The organism is Phocaeicola coprocola DSM 17136 (assembly GCF_000154845.1).
Classification (GTDB): Bacteria; Bacteroidota; Bacteroidia; order Bacteroidales; family Bacteroidaceae; genus Phocaeicola; species Phocaeicola coprocola.
This window is the reverse complement of record NZ_DS981484.1, coordinates 71,209-97,478: the sequence shown is the minus strand read 5'-3', so window position 1 is coordinate 97,478 and position 26,270 is coordinate 71,209. Positions and strand designations below refer to the sequence as shown.

At 40.4% G+C, this 26,270-nt stretch carries 14 protein-coding genes; 11 read left to right on the top strand and 3 right to left on the bottom strand.

Going from position 1 to position 26,270, the window contains the following annotated elements:
- Positions 1–143: 143 nt before the first annotated feature.
- The 8 genes from BACCOP_RS10820 to BACCOP_RS10785 all read left to right on the top strand — a co-directional run bounded on the left by BACCOP_RS10820 (position 144) and on the right by BACCOP_RS10785 (position 20,865).
- A complete protein-coding gene (locus BACCOP_RS10820) occupies positions 144–3,317 on the top strand; it encodes a SusC/RagA family TonB-linked outer membrane protein (RefSeq protein ID WP_040312034.1) in 3,174 nt (1,057 codons plus the stop codon).
- Between the two features lie 26 nt (positions 3,318–3,343).
- Complete coding sequence (locus tag BACCOP_RS10815; RefSeq protein ID WP_007569146.1) at positions 3,344–5,077, top strand: RagB/SusD family nutrient uptake outer membrane protein; 1,734 nt, start codon at positions 3,344–3,346, stop codon at positions 5,075–5,077.
- Positions 5,078–5,091: 14 nt separating this feature from the next.
- Positions 5,092–6,894 (top strand): hypothetical protein, encoded by a 1,803-nt coding sequence (locus tag BACCOP_RS10810; protein WP_040312043.1) that lies wholly within the window; start codon positions 5,092–5,094, stop codon positions 6,892–6,894.
- 78 nt (positions 6,895–6,972) lie between these two features.
- On the top strand, positions 6,973–8,676 hold the full coding sequence (locus tag BACCOP_RS10805) for a cellulase family glycosylhydrolase (protein WP_007569142.1): 1,704 nt from the start codon (positions 6,973–6,975) through the stop codon (positions 8,674–8,676).
- A gap of 358 nt (positions 8,677–9,034) precedes the next feature.
- On the top strand, positions 9,035–13,057 hold the full coding sequence (locus BACCOP_RS10800) for a hybrid sensor histidine kinase/response regulator transcription factor (RefSeq protein WP_040312033.1): 4,023 nt from the start codon (positions 9,035–9,037) through the stop codon (positions 13,055–13,057).
- A gap of 153 nt (positions 13,058–13,210) precedes the next feature.
- Positions 13,211–16,093 (top strand): TIM-barrel domain-containing protein, encoded by a 2,883-nt coding sequence (locus BACCOP_RS10795; RefSeq protein ID WP_040312032.1) that lies wholly within the window; start codon positions 13,211–13,213, stop codon positions 16,091–16,093.
- Positions 16,094–16,098: 5 nt separating this feature from the next.
- The gene (locus tag BACCOP_RS10790) at positions 16,099–18,615 is read left to right on the top strand and encodes a glycoside hydrolase family 2 TIM barrel-domain containing protein (RefSeq protein WP_040312031.1); all 2,517 of its coding nucleotides are present in this window, start codon (positions 16,099–16,101) and stop codon (positions 18,613–18,615) included.
- Between the two features lie 27 nt (positions 18,616–18,642).
- Positions 18,643–20,865: a glycoside hydrolase family 3 C-terminal domain-containing protein gene (locus tag BACCOP_RS10785; RefSeq protein WP_007569132.1), complete on the top strand. Its 2,223-nt coding sequence runs from the start codon at positions 18,643–18,645 to the stop codon at positions 20,863–20,865.
- A gap of 234 nt (positions 20,866–21,099) precedes the next feature.
- Here the strand turns inward: BACCOP_RS10785 and BACCOP_RS10780 are convergent, their stop codons facing one another.
- Positions 21,100–21,819, bottom strand: coding sequence for a NigD-like protein (locus BACCOP_RS10780; RefSeq protein WP_442439631.1), 720 nt, complete (start codon positions 21,817–21,819; stop codon positions 21,100–21,102).
- A 247-nt stretch (positions 21,820–22,066) separates the two neighbouring features.
- Between BACCOP_RS10780 and BACCOP_RS10775 the strand changes: the two genes are divergently transcribed.
- Entirely contained in the window at positions 22,067–22,726 is a 660-nt protein-coding gene (locus tag BACCOP_RS10775; protein WP_007569128.1) for a DUF4840 domain-containing protein, read from the top strand.
- Between the two features lie 262 nt (positions 22,727–22,988).
- On the opposite strand, the gene BACCOP_RS21130 is transcribed toward BACCOP_RS10775, so the two are convergent.
- Complete coding sequence (locus tag BACCOP_RS21130; RefSeq protein WP_083779575.1) at positions 22,989–23,471, bottom strand: hypothetical protein; 483 nt, start codon at positions 23,469–23,471, stop codon at positions 22,989–22,991.
- Between the two features lie 94 nt (positions 23,472–23,565).
- On the opposite strand from BACCOP_RS21130, the gene BACCOP_RS21125 reads away from it, so the two are divergent.
- Together BACCOP_RS21125 and BACCOP_RS21120 are read left to right on the top strand one after the other, a co-directional pair.
- The gene (locus tag BACCOP_RS21125) at positions 23,566–23,814 is read left to right on the top strand and encodes a lipocalin-like domain-containing protein (RefSeq protein ID WP_227994664.1); all 249 of its coding nucleotides are present in this window, start codon (positions 23,566–23,568) and stop codon (positions 23,812–23,814) included.
- A 57-nt stretch (positions 23,815–23,871) separates the two neighbouring features.
- Positions 23,872–24,222: a hypothetical protein gene (locus BACCOP_RS21120; protein WP_227994662.1), complete on the top strand. Its 351-nt coding sequence runs from the start codon at positions 23,872–23,874 to the stop codon at positions 24,220–24,222.
- A 96-nt stretch (positions 24,223–24,318) separates the two neighbouring features.
- On the opposite strand, the gene BACCOP_RS10765 is transcribed toward BACCOP_RS21120, so the two are convergent.
- Complete coding sequence (locus BACCOP_RS10765) at positions 24,319–26,031, bottom strand: glycoside hydrolase family 43 protein (protein WP_007569122.1); 1,713 nt, start codon at positions 26,029–26,031, stop codon at positions 24,319–24,321.
- Positions 26,032–26,270 lie beyond the last annotated feature (239 nt).

Below are 26,270 nucleotides of genomic sequence, written 5' to 3'. Positions count from 1 at the left end.
GATATAAACAAAATATACCCTATAGAGAAACAAAACCGTACCTCAAAGATTCTTCTTTTTGGCTTACTTTGTAATGTTGATGATATAATAATACTGGAAAGAAAAACATAATAAATGTAAACTTTAACTATAAACAATGTACCATGAGTAAACACTTATTCGTAAAATGCACAAACGTGCATCTATGTAGTCTTGCAATGGTAATGTTACTGTTGTTCTTGCCTTCGATGGCAATAAAGGCTGCTTCTCAGAGTTTGACAGTTTCGGGAGTTGTTACTTCGGCAACAGACAAGATGCCTTTAATTGGCGTGAGTGTGTTGGTGAAAGGAACCACTAATGGAACTATTACGGATTTTGACGGAAACTACTCCTTGGGAGTGGAAAAAGGTCAGACTTTAGTATTTTCGTATATCGGTTTTGTTACACAAGAAATTGTTGTTGCCGATCAGAAAACATTAAATGTTGAAATGAAAGAAGATACCGAAACCCTCGAAGAAGTTGTGGTTGTAGGTTATGGCGTTCAGAAAAAGAAACTGGTAACCGGTGCTACTGTGCAGGTGAAAGGAGAAAGCTTGGCAAAGATGAATACTAACAGCCCTTTGCAGGCTATGCAGGGACAGACTCCGGGTGTGAATATTTCTTCTACTTCTGGTCAGCCGGGTTCTGATATGAAGGTAAGTATCCGTGGTTTGGGTACAGTAGGAAATGCTTCTCCTCTTTATTTGATTGATGGTGTTGGTGGTGATATTTCAACATTGAATCCTGCCGATATCGAAAGTATTGATGTCTTGAAGGATGCTGCTTCTGCCGCTATTTATGGTGCACAGGCTGCCAATGGTGTTGTCTTGATTACTACTAAATCTGGAAAAGAAGGTAAGGCACAGATTGCTTTCGATGCTTATTACGGTGTACAGAATGTAGCTCGTAAGGCTGATATGCTGAATGCACAAGAATACATGACTATCATGGACGAACAGGCTGTCAATTCAGGTAATGCTCCTTATGACTGGAGTTCATTTAAAAGTATTTATGATGCCAATGGAAATGTCTATGATACTGATTGGGTAGATTCTATGTTTAAGGATAACGCTCAGACACAGAGCTATACATTGGGTGTTACTGGTGGATCGAAAACATCAACTTACGCTATGTCTTTGGGATATATGAGCCAGGAAGGTATTGTAGGTGGTAAGGATGTTTCAAACTATGAACGTTATAATTTCCGTATCAATTCGGAACATAAGATTTTTAAGGATTCGGATTTGTTGAAGGTTGGCGAACAAGTTAGTTTCGTTTATAAATTAAATAATGGTGTTTCAGTAGGTAATCAATATAACAATACATTAAGAGGAGCGTTCAGTACTTCTCCTTTATCGCCGATTTATAGTGATAACAATATTTATGATTCTCCTTACAACGATACTTCCAATTCTGATTGGTATAACGGCGACGGTAATCCTTATGGATTAATGATGACAAACACAAATAATGAAAATAAAAATGCTGTTTTTTCTGGTAATGTTTATGCTGAATTGCAGCCTGTGAAAAATTTGAAATTGAGAACTGTTTTTGGTGCTGTTTACGGCTCTTCTGAATATCGTAGTTTTACTCCGATGTATCAGTTCTCTATTTACAGCTACAACAATACACGTACTTCTGCTTCACAGAATATGAGTCACAGCTTGGGTATGACTTGGACTAATACAGCTACTTACGACTGGAAAGTAAAAGATCATGCTTTCAATGCGTTGATTGGTATGGAAGTTTATCAGTATTCAGGAACTTATCTTTCTGCCGGTACAGGTACACTGAGAGAAGGTTTCGACGATTGGGATCATGCTTATGTTGCAAACGGTACAGCATCGAGTGCAGACGATGGTATGTCGGTTGACGGATATCCTCAGGATGAAAGCCGCTCAGTTTCTTACTTCGGGCGTTTTGGATGGAACTGGAAAGAAACATATATGATTAACGCTACTTTGCGTGCCGATGGTTCTTCTAAGTTTGCAAGAGGTAAACGTTATGGTGTATTCCCTTCTGTATCTGCCGGATGGACTATTTCGAATGAGAAGTTTATGGAAACTACTCAGAACTGGTTGGATTTCTTGAAATTACGTATCAGCTGGGGACAGGTTGGTAATCAGAATATAGACAATTACCAGTATACAGCTCCTATTACTTCTTCGAATACACATTATATTTTCGGAACTAATTATGGCGCTTCTGCTCAGTCTGGTTACTGGGGAGCATATCCAAGCCGTCTGGCAAACTCTGATGTAACATGGGAAACTTCAGAACAGACTAACATCGGTATTGATGCACGTTTCTTGAGAAGCCGTTTGAGCTTGACTGCCGATTTCTATATCAAGACTACCAAAGACTGGTTGGTTGAGGCTCCTATTCTGGCTACAGCTGGTACTGGTGCACCATACATCAATGGTGGTGATGTGAAAAATACCGGTATTGAACTGGCTCTGAACTGGAATGCTCAGATCGGAAGTGATTTTAGCTATAATGTTGGTATCAACGGAGCTTACAATAAAAATAAGGTAGGTAACATTCCGACTGAAGATGGAATTATTCATGGTGATGTCAATATGTTGTATGATAACTCTCCTGAATTCTATCGTGCAGAGAATGGTCATGCTATCGGTTATTTCTGGGGATATCAGACAGCTGGTATTTTCCAGAACAAGGAACAGATTGCAAACTGGAATGCTGACGGAAAACATGGTATTTTACAGTCTGATCCTCAGCCGGGTGATGTGATTTATGTCGACCAGAACCAGGATGGTATCATTGACGATAACGATAAAGTAGATCTGGGTAACGGTACTCCTGATTTTACCTATGGCTTTAACCTTGGCTTCAATTATAAGAACTTTGACTTCTCGTTGGTGGCATATGGAGCTGCAGGCAATCAGATTGTACAGTCTTATAGAAACCATGCAAACAGCAAAGCCAATTATACTTCAGCTATATTGGACAGATGGACTGGTGAAGGTACTTCAAACAGAATTCCGCGTGTGACTAATACTAATATCAACTGGCAGTTCTCTGATTTGTATATACAGGATGGCGATTATCTTCGTATCAGTAATATCACGTTGGGATACGATTTTGCCAAGTTGATAAATGTGAAGGCTATCAGTCAGGCACGTTTGTACTTCCAGGTACAGAATGCATTTACATTTACCAAGTATGACGGTATGGATCCGGAAATCGGTTACGGTACTTCCGACTGGGTTTCTGGTATCGATTTAGGATATTATCCTCGTCCACGTACCTTCTTGGTTGGTGTTAATCTGAAATTCTAATTTATAAATTTTAAAAGAACATCTCTATGAATAAATTTAAACTATATATGTTGGGACTGGGGCTGGCTTCTATGGGATTGGCCTCATGTACCGCTGGTTTCCTGGATGTGGAATCTAAAACAGAATCAACGACAGACAATTTCTATCGTACTGAGAGTGATGCATGGCGTGCACTGATTGGTTGTTACGATGGATGGCAATGTACAAGTTCTAGTGCAGGATGTGCATTCTATTTTGCCTCAGAAGTTATGGCTGATGAATGTTTTGCCGGCATGGGAAATACAGATGCCCGTAATTATCAGGTACTCGACCGTTTTGATGTCAATCAGTCGCCTTCGGATATGAATATTCTGGAAACAGAATGGACTAATTATTATGCAGCAGTATATCGTTGTAATGAATTGCTGGCTCATGAAAGCCAGATAGCTTGGAGCAGCGAAGAAACAAAAGGTACTTATCTGGGCGAATGTCGTGCGATAAGAGCATTATGTTATTTTGATATGGTACGTATGTGGGGAAATATTCCTTTGTTTACTGAACCTGTCAATGAAAATCGTCCACAGTCAGATCCGGATGAAGTCTATAATGTAATATTCAGTGATTTGCTGTATGCTGTCAATAATATTCCGGCCAGTGCTTATCCAAAGAGTGCGGCAGCATCAAATGATGGTCATATTACCAAATATGCAGCATCAGCTCTTTTGGCCAGAGTATATCTGTTCTATACCGGTTATTATGGAAAGGAACCTCAGGTAGAAGGTGTAACAAAGAGCACTGTTTTGCAGGGATTGGAAGATTTCATCGCTGTTGCCGAATCTGAAGGCTACGGACTGGTAGACGAATTTAAAAATTTGTGGCCTGCTGCTTCTACTACATGGGCTTTAAATAAGAGTACTGGCGATTACGAACAAACTTCTACTTATGCTGGCGATGGTAATAAAGAAGTTGTTTTGGCACAGAAGTTTAACTATACTCAAGACTATAACGGAAACAATGATGGTAACCGCTGGCTGGTTAACATGGGATTACGTAACTATCTGGGACATGCACCTTACGGAAGAGGCTGGGGAGGATGTACAGTAAATCCTAAGATGTGGACATCATACGGTACAGGTGATGAACGTCGTGAAGCTTCTATCATTAATCTGGTAAGTGAGGGTATTTCTGATGAAGCTGATTTTGAAACTTCTTATAAAGACCAGCGTGAATACACCGGATATACAGTGAAGAAATATACTCCGATGTCTAAATGGATGAAAGACGAAGCTAGTGGTGCCTGGTCGCTGGTTGATGAAATTTCAGGTCTTGGAGAAGGAGATTTCCAGATTTCTCAATATCAGAATTTCATTGTAATGCGTTATGCTGATGTCTTGTTGATGGCCGCAGAGCTGGGAAGTCCAAATGCACAAGAGTATTTGAATAAAGTCCGCCAGCGTGCTTATACTTCTGAGGATGAAGATGGTAGTCTGACCCTTTCAAGCAACTATCGTGAAGTGACAGCTACAAAAGATAATATCATGAATGAACGTATGCTGGAGTTTGCTTTCGAAGGACAGCGTTATTGGGACTTGTTACGTCAGGGAGTAGAATATGCCGCTTCTCAGATTGCAACCAATACTTCTGTAACCAGTGGTGGCAATCCTGATAATGTAACTATTAAGGAATCAGATATCGTAAAGAAGCAGGGACTCTCTCAGATACCTAACAATCAGATTACATTATCGAATGGGGTATTGAAACAAAATGAAGGTTGGAATTAAAAACACAAGAAGTTATGAAAAAACTGATATCTAAATTATATACTGCATGGCTGATTATAACAGTCGGACTGTTTTCGGCATGTACTCCCGATTCCTTTGAACTGGAAGGGAAAGACGTTACCGTAGACGATCTGGTAGAAGGAATAGCTTTCTCTATCACTCACGATTCGGAAAATCCCAATATTGTTTATCTGAAGAGTTTAATGCCTTCAAGTTATCAGGTTTGCTGGCAACATCCTCAGGGAAGAAGTCAGGAAAGAGAAGTAACATTGCAAATGCCTTTTGAGGGAAAGTATGAAGTGACTTTTGGTGTTCAGACAAGAGGTGGTATTGTTTATGGTAATCCGGCAACATTTACGATAGATAGTTTCTGTGCAGATTTCGTAAATGATGATTTGTGGACATATCTTACCGGAGGTGTAAACAATGAAAAAGTATGGATATTCGATAATGGATCGTATGGCTATGCTGCTGGAGAAATGACTTATGCCGATCCTAGTACAACAGTAGAATGGAATAACTGGAGTGCTAACTGGGATCCGGGAGTAGGTCATACCGGTGATGATGCTATTTGGGAAAGTACCATGACATTTGGTCTGAAAGGTGGAGCAAACGTGACTGTTTACAATTCTTCTTCGAAAGAAACTGCTTCTGGTACGTTCATGCTTAATACAAGCAATCATACAATCACATTTACTGACTGTGAACTGCTGCATACTCCTTCTTGGAGCGACAGAAGTACTAACTGGAGCCGAGACTTGAAGTTGCTCGAATTGGATGAAAATCATATGCGTATTGGAGTAATGCGTGATAACAGTGAAGGTCCGTGGTGGTTGATCTGGAACTTCGTTTCGAAAGAATATGCTGACAATTATGTACCTGAAGATAAACCAGATCCAGAACCGGCTTTGCCCGACGGATGGGAAGATATGGTATCGGAAGTGGTTACCAGCAAAATAAAATGGACAATGTCGGCCGATGTTCCTTTTGACTGGGCAAATCTGGACGGTAGTCTGATGAATAACTTTACTGCCGGCAATTATCCAGACTGGGCAACACCTGTTAGCGGATTGGATCAGCTTTCTATGACTCTCGATTCAAAAACTATGACTTATGAGTTTGCAATGCCTGATGGTACTACTGCAAGTGGAACTTATACATTGGATGAAAAAGGTATTTATACCTTTAGTGGAAATGTTCCTTCTTATCATATCGGTGGTGGTGATATCATGTTTGGAGCTGATGGAAATAATCAGTTACGTATTTTGAGCATTGAGTCGGCTGCCGGTAATGTTATGGGAATGTGGGTAGGTGCACGCAGTGCTGAAAAGGATGAATACCAGGCTTATCACTTTATTCCTAATGCTGGAGGAGGAACCTCACAGCCGGAGGCTACATCGATAGCTGTAGACAACTCTAAACTGGTTTGGGGACATCTGGAAACCGATAAGAATAATTTCCGTATCGAGCTTTATAATATGTATGGCGAAACTGCATCTGCCAGTCCGATTGATCCGGCAAGCATCGTTTTCGACTATTCGATGGAACTGACATTTACTATCAGTGGCCTTACTGGAGATGCCGCTACCAAAGAATATAATGCAGGACTGATGTGTACAGCTGATGGATGGTGGCCTGCTTATTCAGGAACAAGCGATGTGAAGGTGAAAGGTGACGGTACTTATACCATCAAGATGAAACCGGAAGCTGCTTATAATGGTGTCATTGTATTTGTAATCGATATCTTCGATATGTTCAGTGATATTGCTGATCTGGATGCTGTAAATGTTACAATTGACAGTCTGAAAATTTTGTAATACAAATATAAAGAGGCATACATATTGATGGCTGCTGCCAGATATGTATGCCTCTTAAACTATTAACCATAACGAACTATGAAAAATACTTTTATTTATTTTCTGGGAACTCTTACTTGTTTAATGAGTTTGCTGTTGAGTGCTTGCTCTGAAGATGATGCTACCGGTGCTCCATATCTGAAGATTTCGAAAGAGGAACTGGTTTTTGGAAAGCATGAGGGTGAAGCTCTTTTGTATATACAGTCTAATGCTGCTTATGAAGTAACTTCCGATGCAGCCGACTGGTGTTCTGTTGTTCAACAAGTTTCAACATCCGAAAAAACAGCTAAATATTTGGTACATGTCACAGAAAATCCGAATACAGAAAATCGAACAGCTGTAATTACAGTAAAAGGAGCTGAGGTAAATGGAACGGTGAAGGTGGTACAGACTGCCAATGACTATTTGCTGGTAGAAGAGCATGAATACACGTTGCCTGGTGAAGGAGGAGAATTTACAGTACAGATGCAGACTACCGGTGATTGTCAGATTGACATTAATGCAGACTGGATTCAACATGTGGATACACGTGCGGTAGAAACACGTACTGAAACATTCATGGTGGCTCAGAATGCAACAGGAGAGATACGTACTGCTACCATTGTATTTACATTGGATAATCTGACAGAATCTGTTACTGTTACTCAGGAAGCTCTTTCTGTACCTGAAGCTGACAAAACTGGAATGGAACAGGATGCTCCTGAATTGATGAAAAATATCAAAATAGGATGGAACTTGGGAAACTCACTGGAGGCAACAGGTGGTGAAACTGCTTGGGGAAATCCTGCTACAACCCTTGCCATGATAGACAAGATACGTGAGATGGGATTCAATGCTGTACGTATTCCGTGTGCATGGGATCAGTATCTGAGTGATGAAACTACTTACGAAATAAAATCTTCATGGTTGTCACGTGTGAAGGAAGTGGTGGATTATTGCATGCAGAACGATTTATATGCTATTCTGAATATACACTGGGATGGCGGATGGCTTGAAAATGATATTCCCAACGGATATAGTGAAGAGGTAAATAATAAGCAGAAAGTATTGTGGACACAGATTGCCACTTATTTCCGCGACTATGATGAACATTTGCTGTTTGCCGGATGTAATGAGCCTAATGTAGAAGATGAAGATGATATGGCTACTTTGCTGAAATACGAACAGACTTTTGTGGATGCTGTAAGAGCTACCGGTGGAAAGAATGTTTACCGTAATCTGATTGTTCAGGGACCTTCTACTGACATAGACAAAACGATGCAGTATATGACTTCTTTGCCTGTTGATATGACTCCTGACCGCTTGAGTGTGGAAGTGCATTATTATAGTTCCTGGCAGTTCTGTGGAATGGAAAATGATGAAAGCTGGGGAAAGGCTTTCTATTTCTGGGGTGAGGAAAACAAAAAATATGCTACCGGAACGTATGAAGGCAGATGGGATAATATCTGTGGGGAAGATTATATAAAGTCGCAGTTCCAGAAGCTGAAAGAGAAGTTTACCGATCAGGGAGTACCTGTTATTATTGGAGAATTTGCAGCTGTCCGTCGTACTTTGCCCGATCAGCAGGCTCAGGAAGGACATGATTTGTCGCGTGCTGCTTTCGATAAGTGTGTTGTACGCGAGGCCAATGCTCGTGGACTCGTTCCGTTCTACTGGGATAGAGGTGATGGAGTGTTCGACCGTAAAAATTTGCAGGTTTATGATGAACTGGAATATAATGGATTGATGGAAGGTATAAAATAAATACTAGTTTTGCCCTTCACACCTTTCACTTATTTGTGTAAGTGTGAAGGGCTTTTTATATATGGAACAAAAACATGCTGTTCTTTCTCAGAAAAGATCAGCATGTTTTGTTTTATTTATGCTGATGTTTTTTGAAAATTTGTACAAAGAAAAAGTAACTCATCCTGATATTTTTTATAGTATTCGGGAATGGGTATGCAACTCCTTTTATTTCAGATAGATAAATCGTTTTTTGCTTATGCGGAATACAACGATAACAGATTGAGTTAGTCATTGTGTCGAGAGAGAAAAAAGGAAGTAAAAGGTTTGTTTGCTTTACAAAAATTTACTTTCTTTGCTTTAGAAATTGATATGTGATATGATAAGAATATACACTTTGCTAGCCTTGCTTTTTTCATTGCTTTCCCTGCATGCGCAGTCTTTCATGTTTAAGCATCTCGAAGTATCCGACGGATTATCAAATAATTCTGTACGGTGTATTTATAAAGACCGTGAGGGACTTATGTGGTTTGGTACATTAGCAGGGTTAAACTGTTACGATGGGTATACATTTAAGGTTTTTACTCGTCAGGAGTATAATCAGAATTCACTTCCTGATAACTTTATAGAGAGTATAGTAGAACTGCCTGACGAGCAATTCTGGGTAAAGACAGCAAAGGGGTATGTACTGTTTGACAAGGCAAAAGAAGTGTTTCAAACCGATTTAACTCCGTTTATGACTTCATTGGGAAGCAGAGGAGTTCCAAGTGATATCTTTGTCGATTCAAAGGAAAATGTTTGGATTTATGTAATGGGAGAGGGATGCTACCGGTATAATAAGAACAGTAAGCCGGCATGTTTTTCTTTTCAGGAACATAAATTGCCGTTAGTCGGTATTTCGGATATAGCAGAGTGTAAGGATGGAATTTTATTTGTCTATGATACAGGCTTGCTGGTTTGTGTTGATCGTGACCGGTTGACTGTCAGATGGATAAAGGAAGAAGTGAAGAATGATAATCAGGATGGTAAGCAAATTGATTTTTCCTTATTTGTCGATCGGGAGGAATGTATTTGGATATATAGTATCTCAGGCGTGTGGGTATACGATTGGGAGAAAGAAAAATGGCTGGAAGACGTTACGGAACGCTGGCGTAACCGTTCTGACTTTGTGCATAGCATTACGCAGGATGCTAAAGGCAGAATTTGGATGGGCAAGGATTATAGCGGTATAGATATTCTTACGAAAGCTGACGGACGGGTAGTATCTGTTTCTTCTGAGAAAAATACAGACCGGAGCCTATCTCATAATACGGTTTATACGTTGTATACAGACAGAGATGGAATTGTATGGGTTGGAACTTACAAGAAGGGTATCTCTTACTATGGCGAAAGCATATTTAAGTTCGAAATAGATTATACAGGTGATGTGACAAGTATAGAGCCTGAAGGAAAAGATAAGGCATGGCTGGGTACAAATGACAATGGAGTAATGCTTTGGAACTATACTACTCGTCAAATAGAAAAACATTTTACATTGGGAGAAGAACCTGTTGTTGCTTTGCTGAGAGCTTCTGACGGGAAGCTGTGGATAGGCACATTCAATGGGGGCTTGTATTGTATCGAAGGTACTGCGGTACGTTCGTTTAAAGCCGGTGATGGAAGTAAGCTTCAGAGTGATAAGATTTGGGCTTTGCAGGAAGACCGGAAAGGTAATATATGGATTGGCTTTTTGGATGCCGGTATTCAATGTCTGAATCCTTCTGATCATAGTTTTCAGACGATAGATTTGGAGAAGGCAGGCTTAAATGATAATCATATTGTTTCCTTGTGCTTTACCAATGAAAACGATCTGGTGATAGGTACTGCCAGTCAGGGAGTGGCTGTCTTTGATGTAGAAAGTCGTAAGATAAAGGCTGTTTTGCAGGAAAAAGATAGTGTAGGAATTACTCATAATGAAATAAATCAGGTATTTAAAGATAGTCGGGGACTTGTATGGATTGCCACTCGTGGCGGGCTTAATATCTATAATGTAAAGTCTGGAAAAGTAAAGAGCTTGTCTGATGTCATGCCGGATAACGGGGGTATTATTGCAGGAGTGGCAGAAGATAATAACGGAGATATGTGGGTAACATCGGCACGCCAGCTGATTCATCTGAATGTAACGAAAGGTAATACAGGTGATTATCAGTTTGTTCCGCATGTATATAATGACAAAGATGGACTTCAAAATTGTGATTTTAATCTCAGGTCTATCCGTGAATTGAATAATGGAGCAATACTTTTAGGAGGACTGTATGGCATAAATGTATTTAGTCCGGAAAATGTTCGTTATAATAAATTACTTCCTAAGGTGTTGTTTACCGGTCTTTCATTGTTCAACAAAGAAATACAAGTAGGCGAACGTGTAGACGGTCGTGTATTGTTGCCAGAATCTCTTAATCGTATAGGCAAACTTACGCTGGATTATAAGCAGAATATTTTTTCTATATTCCTGGCTTCCGACAATTTGCTTTTGCCGGAGAAAACACGCTATATGTATCAGCTTAAAGGTTTTAACAAAGAATGGCTTTCACTGCCTGAGGGCGTGCATAGTCTGACTTTTACAAATTTGGCTCCCGGAAAGTATATTCTGAGCGCGAAAGCTGTCAATAGCGACGGATATATCGGTCAGGATGTATCGAGTCTTGAAATAGAAGTCTTGCCTCCGTTCTGGATGTCCTGGTGGGCTTATTTATTGTATTTTATGATTGGTGTAGGACTACTGTTCCTGGCACGTTTCCGTTTGCTGAAGCGTGAGAGAGAAAAGTTCAAGTTACATCAGATAGAACTGGAAGTAGCCAAGAATGAGGAAGTAAATAATATGAAGTTCCGTTTCTTTACCAACATCAGTCATGAACTTCGTACTCCGCTGACTCTGATTATTGCTCCGCTGGAACAGATGCTGAAAGAAGAAAGTAATGATGAATCTCGAAAAATGAGGCTTCAGCTTATGTATCGCAACGCACATCGTCTGCTGGTACTGGTCAATCAGTTGCTTGATTTCCGAAAAGGTGAAATGAGTTCTCATCATTTATCACTTTCTGAAGGAGATATCATTACTTACATACAAGGGGTATGCGATTCTTTCTTGCTGATGGCCGATAAAAAGCAGATACACTTTTCGTTCTTTTCGAGTGTAGATCACTTTACAATGGCTTTCGATGCCGACAAGGTAGGTAAGATTGTGATGAATTTGCTGGCTAATGCGTTTAAGTTCACTCCTGAAGGTGGCAGGGTTACGGTTATGGTAGAGCACATTCAGGAAGATATCGATGTGATAGAAATAAAGGTTGCCGATACAGGTGTAGGAATAAGTGATGCGGATAAGGAACATATATTCGATCGTTTTTATCAGACAGAAAACAAAGAAAACGTGGATGCAACGAGCGGTACAGGCATTGGATTAAGTCTGGTACACGATTTTGTTGCTTTACATGGAGGAGATGTCACTGTTTTCGATAATATCGGTAAAGGAGCTGTATTTGTTGTACATATACCAGTGAAGCATGTTGATGTGCAATATCATCCGGCTAACTCCATGCCGGTTCCGGATTTACTTCCTGAAGTAGCAGGACGCTCTAATGAAGAGGCCGACAAGAGCAAATTCCCATTATTGCTGATTGTAGATGATAATGACGATTTCCGTCTGTTTATGGAGTATAGTCTGGGATTGCAGTATCGGGTGAAACTAGCATCGAACGGAAAAGAGGCATGGGATATCTTGCAAAACAGTGAAGAAATGCCCGACTTGGTGGTTAGTGATATTATGATGCCTGAAATGGATGGAAACGAATTGTGCCGTTTGATAAAAGAAGATAAACGTACAGCACACATTCCGGTGATTCTGCTTTCAGCTAAACAAAATACGGAATCGAAAGTGGAAGGATTGACCATGGGGGCAGATGATTATGTGACGAAACCGTTTAATATGACTATTCTGGTTCTGCGTATCAGAAAACTGATAGAATTAAGCCGTTATAATGTGTCAAAGGGTACTATCGATCCTGCGCCTAGTGATATTGTCATTACTTCTTTGGATGAAAAGCTGATAGAGAAAGCTATAAAATATGTAGAGGATAATATCTCTCGCAGTGATCTGTCGGTAGAAGAGCTGAGTCGTGAACTGGGCATGAGCAGGGTTCATTTGTATAAGAAGATGTTACAGATTACAGGAAAAACTCCTATCGAGTTTATTCGTGTAATTCGTCTGAAAAGAGCAGCTCAACTGTTGCGTGACAGTCAGCTTCATGTTTCGGAAATCGCTTTTCAGGTAGGATTTAATAACCCTAAGTATTTCAGTCGTTATTTTAAAGAAGAATTTGGGGTTTTGCCTTCTGCATATCAGGAAAAGGAAGATAAGTAACAAATTATACCTAAGTTAGAAACATTTGATAGACCTATGTATTGAAAACTTTCCCTTTTGTAAAACATTATAACTAGTTGTTTTATAGGGGAATGTTTAAATTTGCAATACGAGATAAAGATGTATTTAGTATTTAACTTTAAACATAGGTTTATGAATATGAAAAACATTTCTTACTGTTTGTTGGCAGGGCTGATTTTTGGGTCCTGCTCTGGCAAGGTCTATGAACAGACAGATAATGGTGTCATCGTTAAGGTTCAGCAAAAGGGAGGACAGGATACTCGCCTGGTTCGTTTTCAGGTAATGGGAGATAAGTTGATACATGTATCTGCTACTCCGGAAAGCAAATTTACCGATTCAAAGAGTCTGGTTGTTGTTCCTCAAGAAAAACAGACTCCGTTTACTGTTTCACAGCAGGGAGATACAATCACTGTTTCAACCAAAGAAGTCAAGGCTTTTGTTTTAAGCTCTACCGGTGAAGTCTGGTTTACGGATGAAAACGGAAAGATGATTCTTCAGGAAAATAAGGGGGGAGGAAAGACATTTACTCCTATCGAAGTGGAAGGTACCAAAGGATATTCAATCCGTCAGGTATTCGAATCTCCCGATGATGAAGCTTTTTATGGGCTGGGTCAGCATCAGGCAGAGGAATTCAACTATAAAGGAAAGAACGAAGAGTTGTTCCAGTATAATACAAAGGTATCTGTTCCATTCATTGTATCGAACAAGAATTATGGTGTTCTGCTGGACAGTTATTCTCTTTGTCGTTTTGGTAACCCCAATGACTATTCTCAGCTAGGACAGGTATTTAAACTATATGACAAGGACGGCAAGGAAGGAGCACTGACCGGTACTTATGTACCTGATGCAAAGTCAGGAGCAGAAACCATTGTTCGCCGTGAGCCTTCTCTTTATTTCGAACATCTGAAACGTGAAGACTTGTCGAAGGTAGTTAACCTGCCTGAGAATTTCCCGTTCATGGGAGCAAAAGTAACGTATGAAGGTATGATTGAACCTTCAGAATCGGGTGAGTTTAAGTTTATCCTTTATTATGCCGGTTATACGAAAGTATATATAAATAATGAACTGGTAGTTCCTGAACGCTGGCGTACGGCATGGAATCCGAACAGTTATAAATTTGCTGTCAACCTGGAAGCTGGAAAGAAAGTTCCTCTTAAAATAGAATGGGAGCCGGATGGAGCTGTTTCTTACTCGGGACTGCGTGTACTGAGTCCGGTTGATCCGAAAGAACAGGGCAAGCAGTCGTGGTGGAGTGAAATGACCAAGCAGCTTGATTATTATTTTGTAGCCGGTGATAATATGGATGATGTAATCAGCGGTTACCGTACTCTTACCGGAAAAGCTCCTATCATGCCGAAATGGGCGATGGGATTCTGGCAGAGCCGTGAAAAGTATAATACCTCTGATGAAATGCTTGGTGCATTGAAAGGTTTCCGCGATCGTCAGATTCCGATTGATAATATTGTCCTCGACTGGAATCACTGGCCGGAAGATGCCTGGGGAAGTCATGAATTCGACAAGAACCGTTTCCCTGATCCTCAGGCTATGGTCGACTCCATTCATGCCATGCACGGACGTATGATGATTTCTGTATGGCCGAAATTCTATGTAACAACCGAACATTACAAGGAGTTTGATAAGAATGGCTGGATTTATCAGCAGTCAGTTAAGGACAGCCTGAAAGACTGGGTAGGTCCGGGTTATCATTATGGCTTCTATGATGCTTACGATGCAGATGCACGTAAATTGTTCTGGAAGCAGATGTACGAACATTATTATCCGTTGGGTATTGATGCCTGGTGGATGGATGCCAGTGAACCGAACGTACGCGACTGTACGGATTTGCAATATCGCAAGGATTTATGCGGCCCTACAGCATTGGGACCTTCTGCCGAATATTTCAATGCTTATGCACTGATGAATGCTGAAGCAATCTATGACGGCCAGCGCAGTGTAGACAATAATAAGCGTGTCTTCCTGCTTACCCGTTCTGGATTTGCCGGTTTGCAGCGTTATTCTACAGCTACATGGAGTGGTGATATAGGAACCCGCTGGGAAGATATGAAAGCACAGATTACTGCCGGATTGAATTTTGCAGTAAGCGGTATACCTTACTGGACAATGGATATTGGTGGTTTCTGTGTAGAGAACCGCTATGTAGCAGGACAGAAACAGTGGAATGAAACAAAAACAGAAAATGCTGATTATAAGGAATGGCGTGAACTGAATGCACGCTGGTATCAGTTTGGTGCATTCTGTCCGTTGTATCGTGCACACGGACAATATCCGTTCCGCGAAATATGGGAAATTGCTCCCGAAGGTCATCCGGCTTACAATTCGGTTGTTTACTATTCTAAACTGCGTTACCGCATGATGCCGTATATCTACTCATTGGCTGGTATGACATGGTTTAACGACTATACGATTATGCGTCCGCTGGTAATGGACTTTACTGCCGATACGAATGTAAACAATGTTGGCGATCAGTTCATGTTCGGTCCGTCATTCATGGTTTCTCCGGTTTATCACTACGGTGACAGAAGTCGTGAGGTATATTTCCCGAAATCAGCAGGATGGTACGACTTCTATACTGGCAAGTTCCAGGCAGGTGGTGAGAAGAAAATGGTAGATGCTCCTTACGAACGTATTCCGTTGTTCGTGCGTGCCGGTTCAATTGTACCTTTCGGTCCTGAGATCCAGTATACGGATGAAAAGCAGGCAGAACATATCAAGTTGTATGTTTATCAGGGTGCGGATGCTGCCTTTACTTTATATGAAGATGAAGGTGTAAACTATAATTATGAGCAAGGTAAATATGCGATGATTCCGATGACTTACAACGAAGCTAAAAAGCAATTGGTAATAGGAGAACGTACAGGTGAGTTTGACGGTATGTTGAAAGAACGTACATTCGAAATAATTCAAGTGAATGCCAATAGCCCGAAGCCGTTCGATATGAATGCTAAAGGTATTGTTGTAAAATATAATGGAACTTCACAAACCATTCAGTTGTAAAATTTATGAGTCATAAATTTATTCAATCTATTATAATAGGAGTGTGCTGCATGTTCTTATTGGGAGCATGCAGCTCTCCTTCTTCTGAGCCGAGAGAAAGACTGAGCTTTAATGACGGATGGTGTTTTTCTCTGATTGATGATTCATTGGCTGCACAAGTAGATTTTGCTGACTCGGGTTGGAGAAAATTAAATTTACCCCATGACTGGGCCATCGAAGGAGATTTCAGTCAGGATAATTCTTCGGGAACAGGTGGAGGTGCTTTGCCTGGTGGTATCGGATGGTATCGGAAGACGTTTATTCCAGCGGACGGAGATAAAGGAAAACATTTTCGTATCGAGTTTGATGGAGTTTACATGAATTCGGAAGTTTTCATTAATGGAATTTCGTTGGGCAAGCGTCCTTATGGATATATTTCATTCAGTTACGATTTGACTCCATATCTGAAGTGGGGAGAAAAGAATGTGATAGCTGTACGTGTTGATAATGCTGAACAGCCTAATTCTCGCTGGTATTCGGGATGTGGTATTTATCGTAACGTATGGTTGGTGAAAACAGGAGATATCCGTGTTGCAGAGTGGGGAACATATGTTACTACAACAAGTGTCGATACTCAGCAGGCTTCTTTGAAAGTCGTTACAACGGTTGAGAATATAGGAACGCAGGCAGATGCTGGAGTATCTGTTTATTCTATCCTGCAAGATGCAGAGGGAAAGAAAGTTGCTCAGGCAGAGTCTTCTCTGAATACAATAGCAGGAAAGGCTGTTGATGTTTCTCAAGATTTAAAGGTAAGCTCTCCTTTATTGTGGAGCATTGAGCGTCCTTACATGTATACTTTGGTTACAGAAATTCAGAAAGATGGACAATGTGTCGATCGTTATGTAACTCCTGTCGGTATTCGTAGGTTTTCTTTTGATGCAGCAAAAGGGTTTACGCTGAATGGCAAGCCGGTCAAAATAAATGGTGTCTGCATGCATCATGATTTGGGATGCCTGGGAGCAGCGGTCAATGTACGTGCCATCGAACGCCAGTTGCAGATCTTGAAAGAAATGGGCTGTAATGGTATCCGTTGTTCACATAATCCTCCGGCACCAGAACTGCTTGATTTGTGCGACCGTATGGGATTTATTGTAATGGATGAAGCGTTTGACATGTGGCGCAAGAAAAAGACTGCTCATGATTATGCACGTTACTTCAATGAATGGCATGAAAAAGATTTGCACGATTTTATTCTTCGCGACCGTAATCATCCTTCTATTTTTATGTGGAGTATCGGAAATGAGGTATTGGAACAATGGAGTGATGCGCAGGCTGATACTTTAAGTCTGGAAGAAGCTAACCTGATTCTGAATTTCGGCCACTCGGCAGACATGCTGGCTAAGGAAGGTGAAGAAAGTGTAAACTCTTTACTTACAAAGAAACTGACCGATTTTGTAAGAACCTTGGATCCGACTCGTCCGATTACAGCAGGATGCAATGAACCTAATCCTGCTAATCATTTGTTCCGTTCCGGAGCGTTGGATATCATTGGCTATAATTATCATAATGTCAACATTCCTGAGGTTCCAAAAAATTTCCCTGGCAAACCGTTTATCATTACGGAAAGTAATTCGGCTCTGATGACACGTGGATATTACCGGATGCCGAGCGACCAGATGTTTATTTGCCCTGAACGCTGGGATAAACCATTTTATGATTCAACATTTGCATGTTCTTCTTATGAAAACTGTCATGTTCCCTGGGGAAATACTCATGAAGAAAGTTTGCTGTTGATAAAGAAAAATGATTTTATCAGCGGGCAATATGTATGGACTGGTTTCGACTATATCGGTGAACCGACTCCTTATGGCTGGCCCGCACGCAGTTCATATTTTGGTATTGTTGATTTGGCTGGTTTCCCTAAAGATGTATACTATCTCTATCAGTCGGAATGGACAGATAAACAAGTCTTGCATCTTTTCCCGCATTGGAACTGGACCGAGGGACAGGATGTTGATATGTGGTGTTATTACAATCAGGCAGATGAAGTGGAACTGTTTGTGAATGGTAAATCACAAGGAATAAAATCGAAAGATGATAATCATTTACATGTTTTTTGGCGTGTAAAATATGAGCCGGGAAGTGTTAAGGTTGTTGCTCGAAAAGCAGGAACAGTGGTTGCCGAAAAAGAAATTCGTACAGCGGGAACACCGAGTATGATACGTCTGACTCCAGATAGAAATATCTTGAAAGCAGACGGTACTGATTTGAGTTTTGTAACAGTAGAAATCTTGGATGCAGAAGGAAATATTTGTCCTCTTGCGGATAATCTGGTTCGTTTTGAAGTAGAAGGAAACCTGTTTATAGCTGGAGTTGACAATGGAAGCCAGACTTCGATGGAACGTTTTAAAGATAATAAACGAAAGGCGTTCAACGGTAAATGCTTGGTCGTATTGCAGAATAATGGAAAAACAGGAGCAGCGCGTTTGAAAGCGATTTCTGAGGGATTAAAAGAAGCTGTAGTTGATATTGTTTCAGAATAATATTATCTTGGCTGAAAAAAGAATATTATGAAAAAGATGTTTATTTTTATAGGATTATTGAGTATTGCATGTGCTTCGTTACATGCACAAAATAAAACGGATATTCCTGTTTATCTGGATGATAAACAGCCGTTGGAAGTAAGAGTACAGGATGCTCTGAAGCGAATGACATTGGAAGAGAAGACAAGACTCAGTTACGCTCAGGGTAAATTCAGTTCACCCGGTTGTCCACGTTTGGGTATTCCTGAACTGTGGATGAGTGACGGGCCACATGGAGTTCGTGCCGAAATTAATTGGAACGACTGGGGATATGCCGGATGGACGAGTGATAGCTGTACAGCTTTTCCGGCATTGACTTGTCTGGCAGCTAGCTGGAATCCGGATCTGGCTGCGAAGTATGGTAAAGCGATTGGTGAAGAAGCGCGTTACCGCGAGAAAGATGTACTGTTAGGACCGGGGGTGAATATTTATCGTACTCCACTTAACGGAAGAAATTTTGAATACTTGGGAGAAGATCCTTATCTGGCTTCTGAGATGTGTGTTCCTTATATTCAGGAAGTTCAGAAAAACGGTGTGGCTGCTTGTGTGAAACATTATGCATTAAATAATCAGGAGCTTTGGCGCGGGCACATCGATGTACAGGTTAGTGATCGTGCTTTGTATGAAATTTATCTTCCGGCATTTAAAGCCGCCGTACAGCGTGGTGGTGTATGGAGCATCATGGGAGCATACAATAAAGTACGCGGAATGCATGCTACTCACCATAAACTGCTGAATAATGACATACTGAAAGATGAATGGGGATTCGACGGGTGTGTGATAACCGACTGGGGAGCCGCACATGATACATATGAAGCTGCCATGTACGGACTGGATATTGAAATGGGATCGTATACCAATGGCTTGACTTCTGAGTCGGAGTTTGGGTATGACGACTACTATTTGGGAAGGAACTATCTGAAGATGGTTAAGGAAGGAAAAATACCGATGGAGGTAGTGAAAGATAAGGCTGCTCGTGTCTTGCGCTTGATTTTCCGTACAGCCATGAATCGTCAGAAACCTTTTGGATCGATGACCAATGAAGCTCATGAACAGGCTGCTTATCAGGTAGCAACAGAAGGTATCGTGCTATTGAAAAATGAAGCAGCCAAAAAGCAACCAGCTTTATTGCCTGTTGCTCCTGATCAGTATAAGCAGATATTGGTTGTAGGTGATAATGCTACACGTAATTTGATGTTGGGAGGAGGTTCTTCCGAATTGAAGGTGAAGAAATTTATATCACCGTTGGATGGACTGAAAAAATACTTTGGCAATCGTATTGTATATGCACAAGGATATGCAGCTGGCCGTCCAATGTATGGACGTGAGGAAAAAATATCTCAGGCTAAAGTCGATTCTTTACGCAATGATGCCGTAGAAAAGGCAGCTAAGGCTGATCTGGTTATCTTTATTGGCGGATTGAACAAGAATCATTTCCAAGATTGTGAAGGAGGTGACCGCTTGTCTTACGAACTTCCTTTTGGTCAGAATGAACTGATTGAGGGCTTGTTGAAAGTAAATAAGAATCTGGTAGCTGTAATCGTAAGTGGAAATGCTGTCGAGATGCCGTGGGTAAAAGAGGTTCCAACTATCGTACAGTCCTGGTATCTAGGTTCGGTTGGAGGAGATGCACTGGCTGATGTGCTTACTGGAAAAGTAAATCCTAGCGGAAAGCTTCCTTTCTCTTATCCGGTAAAACTGAAAGATTGTCCGGCTCATTTTTATGGCGAAATGAGTTATCCGGGCGATAGTATCAAACAGGAATATAAAGAGGATATATTAGTTGGGTATCGCTGGTATGACACTAAGAAGATTAAACCTCTCTTCCCGTTTGGCTATGGATTGAGTTATACTACTTACAAGTATAGTAAGCCTGTTTTGTCGGCTAAACAAATGAATGAAGGAGAAACTCTGTCGGTTTCAGTAAAGGTTAAGAATACAGGAACGGTAGCCGGAAAAGAAACCGTTCAATTGTATATTGGAGATGAAAAATGTTCTTTGCTTCGCCCGCAGAAAGAGTTAAAAGGATTTCAGAAAGTTTCACTTCAACCAGGTGAAGAAAAAGAAATAACTTTTACGATAAAACCGGAGGACTTACAATTCTTTGATGATCGCAAACATGAATGGGTTGCAGAGCCGGGCAAGTTTAAAGCTTATATATCTTCTTCATCGGCTGATACGCAAAATATTGTGGAATTTGAGTATAAATAAAGATTCGTTATTGGTTGTCGGGACATGGTTTTCGGCAACCAATATTTTTTCAATAGGAAAGGGATCAATTGGTGAAGATTGTATAATACGTAGAGATAACATATTACAATAAAAGTCCCGGTAAGCATGATAAAAGTTATGGTATGCGGTTATTTAGAATATGGAAAATCATGCTACCGGGACATTTTCTAGGTTTTTGTCTTCTTTAAGTGTATCTATATATTTATAAAGGGGTTACTTGAGTTTGTAATTGCTTCTTACAGATGTAATTGCTGAGTTCTGAGGAGCCAGCGATTTACGTGTACAATAATCGAATTCTGCAGACTTATCTCCGCTGAATGATTTCCATTTGAGAGTAAGCTTTACTGTCTTTCCTTCTGTATCAGGAAGCCCGTCCAGCTTAAATGCTACCAGTGCATCTCCAGACTCGCCGTATGTATCTCCATATGCGTTGTGTCTGAATTCTACTTCATACGGATTGTCAGGATTATTTCCCAGTAATAGGTTTACAAAATGAGGTTGAGATCCTGCTCCCCATACAGTACGGAATCGTAAGGTCAGATATCCGTCTTCTGCTATTGTTACCCAGTCTTTAACTATTTCTACAGGGTCTGTTCCGTAAGTCTGGTCATTTTCCTCCCCCAAGTCAGTAGCTATCGGTTTGGTGAGAATGCTGTCTATCCAATTAATATGTACAGCTTTAGTATATGCTCCGCTCGGTTCATCTACTTCTTCTATATTGGCAAGAGCACGCACTTCTTTATCTCCAAAGGGAGAAGATGCGAGATTTACCGGTAGCAGTGTTGTACTGTCATCCAGCTGGAGGAAAAAACTATCATTTGCATCACTCTTAACAGTAACCAGTGCATTAGGATAATTAATATTATAATAGTTTTCATCATCGTCATCCAGGCAAGATGACAATCCCATAATGCTTGTCAGTGCTGCTGCCATTATAAATCCCTTGCAAAATGGAAAATGAGTTTTCATAATATATGTTTTTTTGTTGAACATTAAATGGCTTTTTACTCTCTAAATGATGAATTGATATGAATCCTGCATGGCTAAATGTTAAAATTCTTCAATAAAAATTTTATTTATTTTTCTCTATAAACTTGTGCGGTAATACTTGTTGCCTGACATTTTTTATGTGTCAGCTGATAAAACTAATAATTGAAGTTTCAAACGAAAAATTAGAGAAATGAAAAAACAAATTAAACTGAACCGTTTATTTATTTCCATGCTGATGCTTGGATGTTCTTTGGGCTTTGTAGCTTGCAGTGATGACGACGAAACAACTCCGACACCTCCTGTCGAAGTGACAACAGATCATATGTTTGGCAATTATACAGGAAAAATGTTTTATCTGACCGAATCTACTACAACGGAAGACGGAACTGATGGAGGAGAAGATACTCCTGAGGGCACAGATGTTGCGGTAAAGGTGGACAATGATACTGTTTATTTTGACAGTTTCCCGATAAAAGATATTGTACTTGATATTGTTGGTGATGAGGAAACTGCGAATAAGATTGTAGAAGCAGTAGGTGATGTAAGTTATAAGATAGGATACGAACCGGAACTGAATACAGAAAAAGATAGTATTTTATTCGTTCTCGATCCGAAGCCTTTGGAACTGAATGTATCAATTCCGTCGGAAACTGAAGGTGGAGAGGCTCAGAATTTACATATTGAGGTTAAAGTATCTCCGGTTGATGGAGCGAATTACGAAGTAGAAACAACAAATCTGAAGTTCAAGATTTATGTCCCTGAAGTTTCGTTGGGTGAAGGTGACAATGAACCTGTTGCATTGCCTGGTTTTGTTCCGGCAACATTCGATTTTGAACTTAAGAAAAACTGATAAGGTTATGCTTCTGTTTTTAAGATAATGCCCGGTTTTTACGGGCATTATCTTTTTTCGTATGCTCGGCATGAGTATTAGCTAACGGGTGCAAGTCCCCAATGAGCCCTAATAGCGGGAATCATACAGCCAAAAGCAAGGGTGTCCATCGCGAGTTGGAATCTGAAAGAAGCTGGCGGCAAACATCTGGTCTGACGAACAGAAACCTCATATAAGGCATATGACCGTGGGTAAGGTTGCGAAACAAACTAAAGCCCTATAGCTATTCGGGACGGTTAGTGTAAATGGAGCAGACATAAGATTGAAAGTTAATACCCTTATCCGAGGAGGTCTCACGGACATATGGTGAGGATGAATGATTCGAAGTACCATGATGGAGTAAAGCTTGCCGTGAGAAGTCAGCAGAGGTCGTAGTACCCAAGGCATGTATGCCTATAGGGAAGGACCAAACTTTATTTAAACGGCATAACTGAAAACTACCGTTTGTTGGAACGAATGCATAAAACCAAAACAGAAGTATTGGGCTACCTTTAAAGAGATAGGACGGAATCCGAAGGGTATAAAGGAGCGCAGACCTACAAATGGATGGTTGAAGAAGATGTCGTGGAAGTGTCTTTCGAAGAATACGAAAGGCATCCATAGTAAAGAACCGCCGTATGCCGAACGGCACGTACGGTGGTGTGAGAGGTCGGAAAACGAAAGTAGGAAGAAAACTACTTCGTTTTCCTCCTACTCGATTTTTCAGGCGTGCATTAAATTATCTTTAGATTCAGTTTTTGCAGATTCGATATTTTCTTGATAAATTGCATTTTAAATTCAATATTAAATTAATAAAAGTTATGAAGAATCTTATTTGGATAAGCACAATGGCTTTAGGTTGTATGGCTTTACTTCCGGCATGTAACGGAGCCAGTATAGAAGGTGCATGGGTTGAACCTGTACCGGGTATGGAAAATATGCAGCAGGGTTTTGTTCTTGAGCCCGATGGAACAGCTTCTTCTATAAATATGGCTACTCTTCAGTATGAATCATGGAAAAAAGAGGGGGATGTACTTATTTTCGCCGGTAAAAGTATTGGCAACCACTAGACGATTGCTTTTTCTGATACATTGGTGATTAAAGATTTGTCTGATAAAACTTTACTTTTGGAGAAAAACGGTACGGTATATTCCTATTCCAGAAGTGATGAGGCACAGACCTCTCAGACAGCATTGCCTGCACAACAAAAAGAAACAATTTCTGTAAAAGGAGAGCTGATTATAGCTCATGAAGTCCGGTCGTTTGTTGCTGATGGAGATACTGTTTGCTATTGGGTGATAGACAAAACTGGAGAGCTTTACAAGCAGTATGATGAACTGACTAAAGGACAAAAGAATGGAGTACCTGTGCATGCAGAACTAGAGGTAAGAGATATGGGTAAATCGCAGGAAGGTTTTGCTGCAGAGTACGATGGAGTGTACGAAGTTGTAAAAATCGACAAACTTTCTGCTAAATAGTTGCAGCAGAAAACTCTTTTATCTGATATATATCAAAATCCCGGCTCATTTTCTATTAGAGAGGAGCCGGAATTTTGCTGATAATTGCTTACCTGTTTATTGAGGATGAGCCATATTGGCAGACGTAGCATATAGCCCAATCATATTTCCTGTAAATCCGCCAGCTACATTAGTTGAGAGAATATCTCCGGAAACAATACCTCCTAAATTTTTAAAAGAATGTCCATCGGTAGAATAGTTGAATGTGTATTTATCTCCTTCGGCTTGTATCTGTAAATATAAGGGTTGTTGCATATCGACAGGAGTATTAGCAACGATTTCCGATTTTCCATTATTTGTACGCTGAAGCAGTAAGTAACATTCATTTCCTTTTCGGGTTATCCCGAATACATAATTAAACGATTCTTTCTGATAACACACCATTCCGGCAAGTTCATTTTCTGCTGTCGGTTTATATTGCAGGTTTACAGAAGCCGTAAAGCAGTTGTGTTGCTGGCGGAAAAAAAGTGTTGAAATTGGTCTTGCCTCTGTTATGTCAGTAGCATAAGGAGTTATTTGTAATCCGTTTTCTCCTATTGAGATAAATTTTTCACGGGCATCACGAATGCCTACCCATCGGTTATCGAGTGGGAGTGAATTCAAGTTATCTGTAAATGTGAAGTTTCCGTTGGGAACAAACCCGTTTGTTCCCGTCTGGTTTTTTACACCATCAGGCATTTTTAATTTGGGTTGCAACGCTTGCATGCCACCTTCGAAAACGGGAAACTCTTCCGACCAGTCGACAGGCAGTATATAGGTTTCTCTTCCAGTATTAACTCGGTTGCATTCATTAGGGCGTACAGCTAAAAATACTCCGTACCATTTTCCGGAAGGAGTGTCTGTTATATCGGCATGTCCTGCCCGGTCGACCTTATCCGGACGGTTTGCCGGAAGATGTCTTTGCGAAAGAATCGGATTCTGTTTCGACGGAACAAACGGTCCGGTAGCACTGTCACTGATAAAAATTACTTCCGAATGGTTGTCGCCCGTACCTCCTTCTGCACACATCAGATAATATTTGCCTTCTTTTTTATATAGGTGAGGAGCTTCTATCCATATTGGTTTTTTGGTGATGTCAACACCTCCATTTACTATAACTTTGTCTGTTCCGGCTATTATTTGGTCTGTTTGCACGTCATATTCCCAGATTTTAATTACTCGATGTCCTTCATATAAAGCCTGTTCGGGAGCGTCATTATGCACTATATAAGCTTTACCGTCGTCATCGAAAAAGATAGACGGATCTATTCCGTCGAAGTTTAGCTTGATAGGATCGCTCCAGCCTTTTGCCGGATCGAATGTTTTCACAATGATATTCCCCAATCCTCCTCCGATATGGGTCGTAATCATATAGAAAGTATCGTTGTATGGATTATATCGGATAGTGGGGGCATAAATACCTTCACTGATCTTGCAGTTTTGTAGTTTTAGTTGTGAAGGACGTTCGAGGACGTGACCTATCGGTTTCCAGTTTACCAGATCAGTAGAATGGAATATAGGTACTCCCGGATAGACGGCAAATGAAGAGCATGCCAGATAATAATCATTTCCTTTTCGGCAAATGCTAGGATCTGGATAGCATCCTTGTAATATGGGACTATAAAATTCATTTGCTGAAAGCTTGTTATCGTTATAAACTTTGTCCTGTCCGGTATAGGTGAAATGACTGAAAATGGCATTATCGGGTGATGAAGCCTGAAGCTGGTTGCCATAAGTAAATCCTGCCAGACTTATGGCTGCTAATGTGAGTAGACGGATGTGTTTTTTCATTGTTGATTTGAATTAATGTTTGTTGCAAAAATATGGATTTATGTTGTTGGAGATTGACAGCTATGTTGCAAATATTGTTCTATTGATAACATTATGTACCAGCGTGTCAGGTAAATATTGAGGATATGTACGGTATTTGAAAAAATAAGTAACATAGATTATACTCTGTTCTATCGGACGTGAAAACTGTCTTTTTATAGTTATTTATACATACGGATTACTTTGTTTTGTAGAAATGT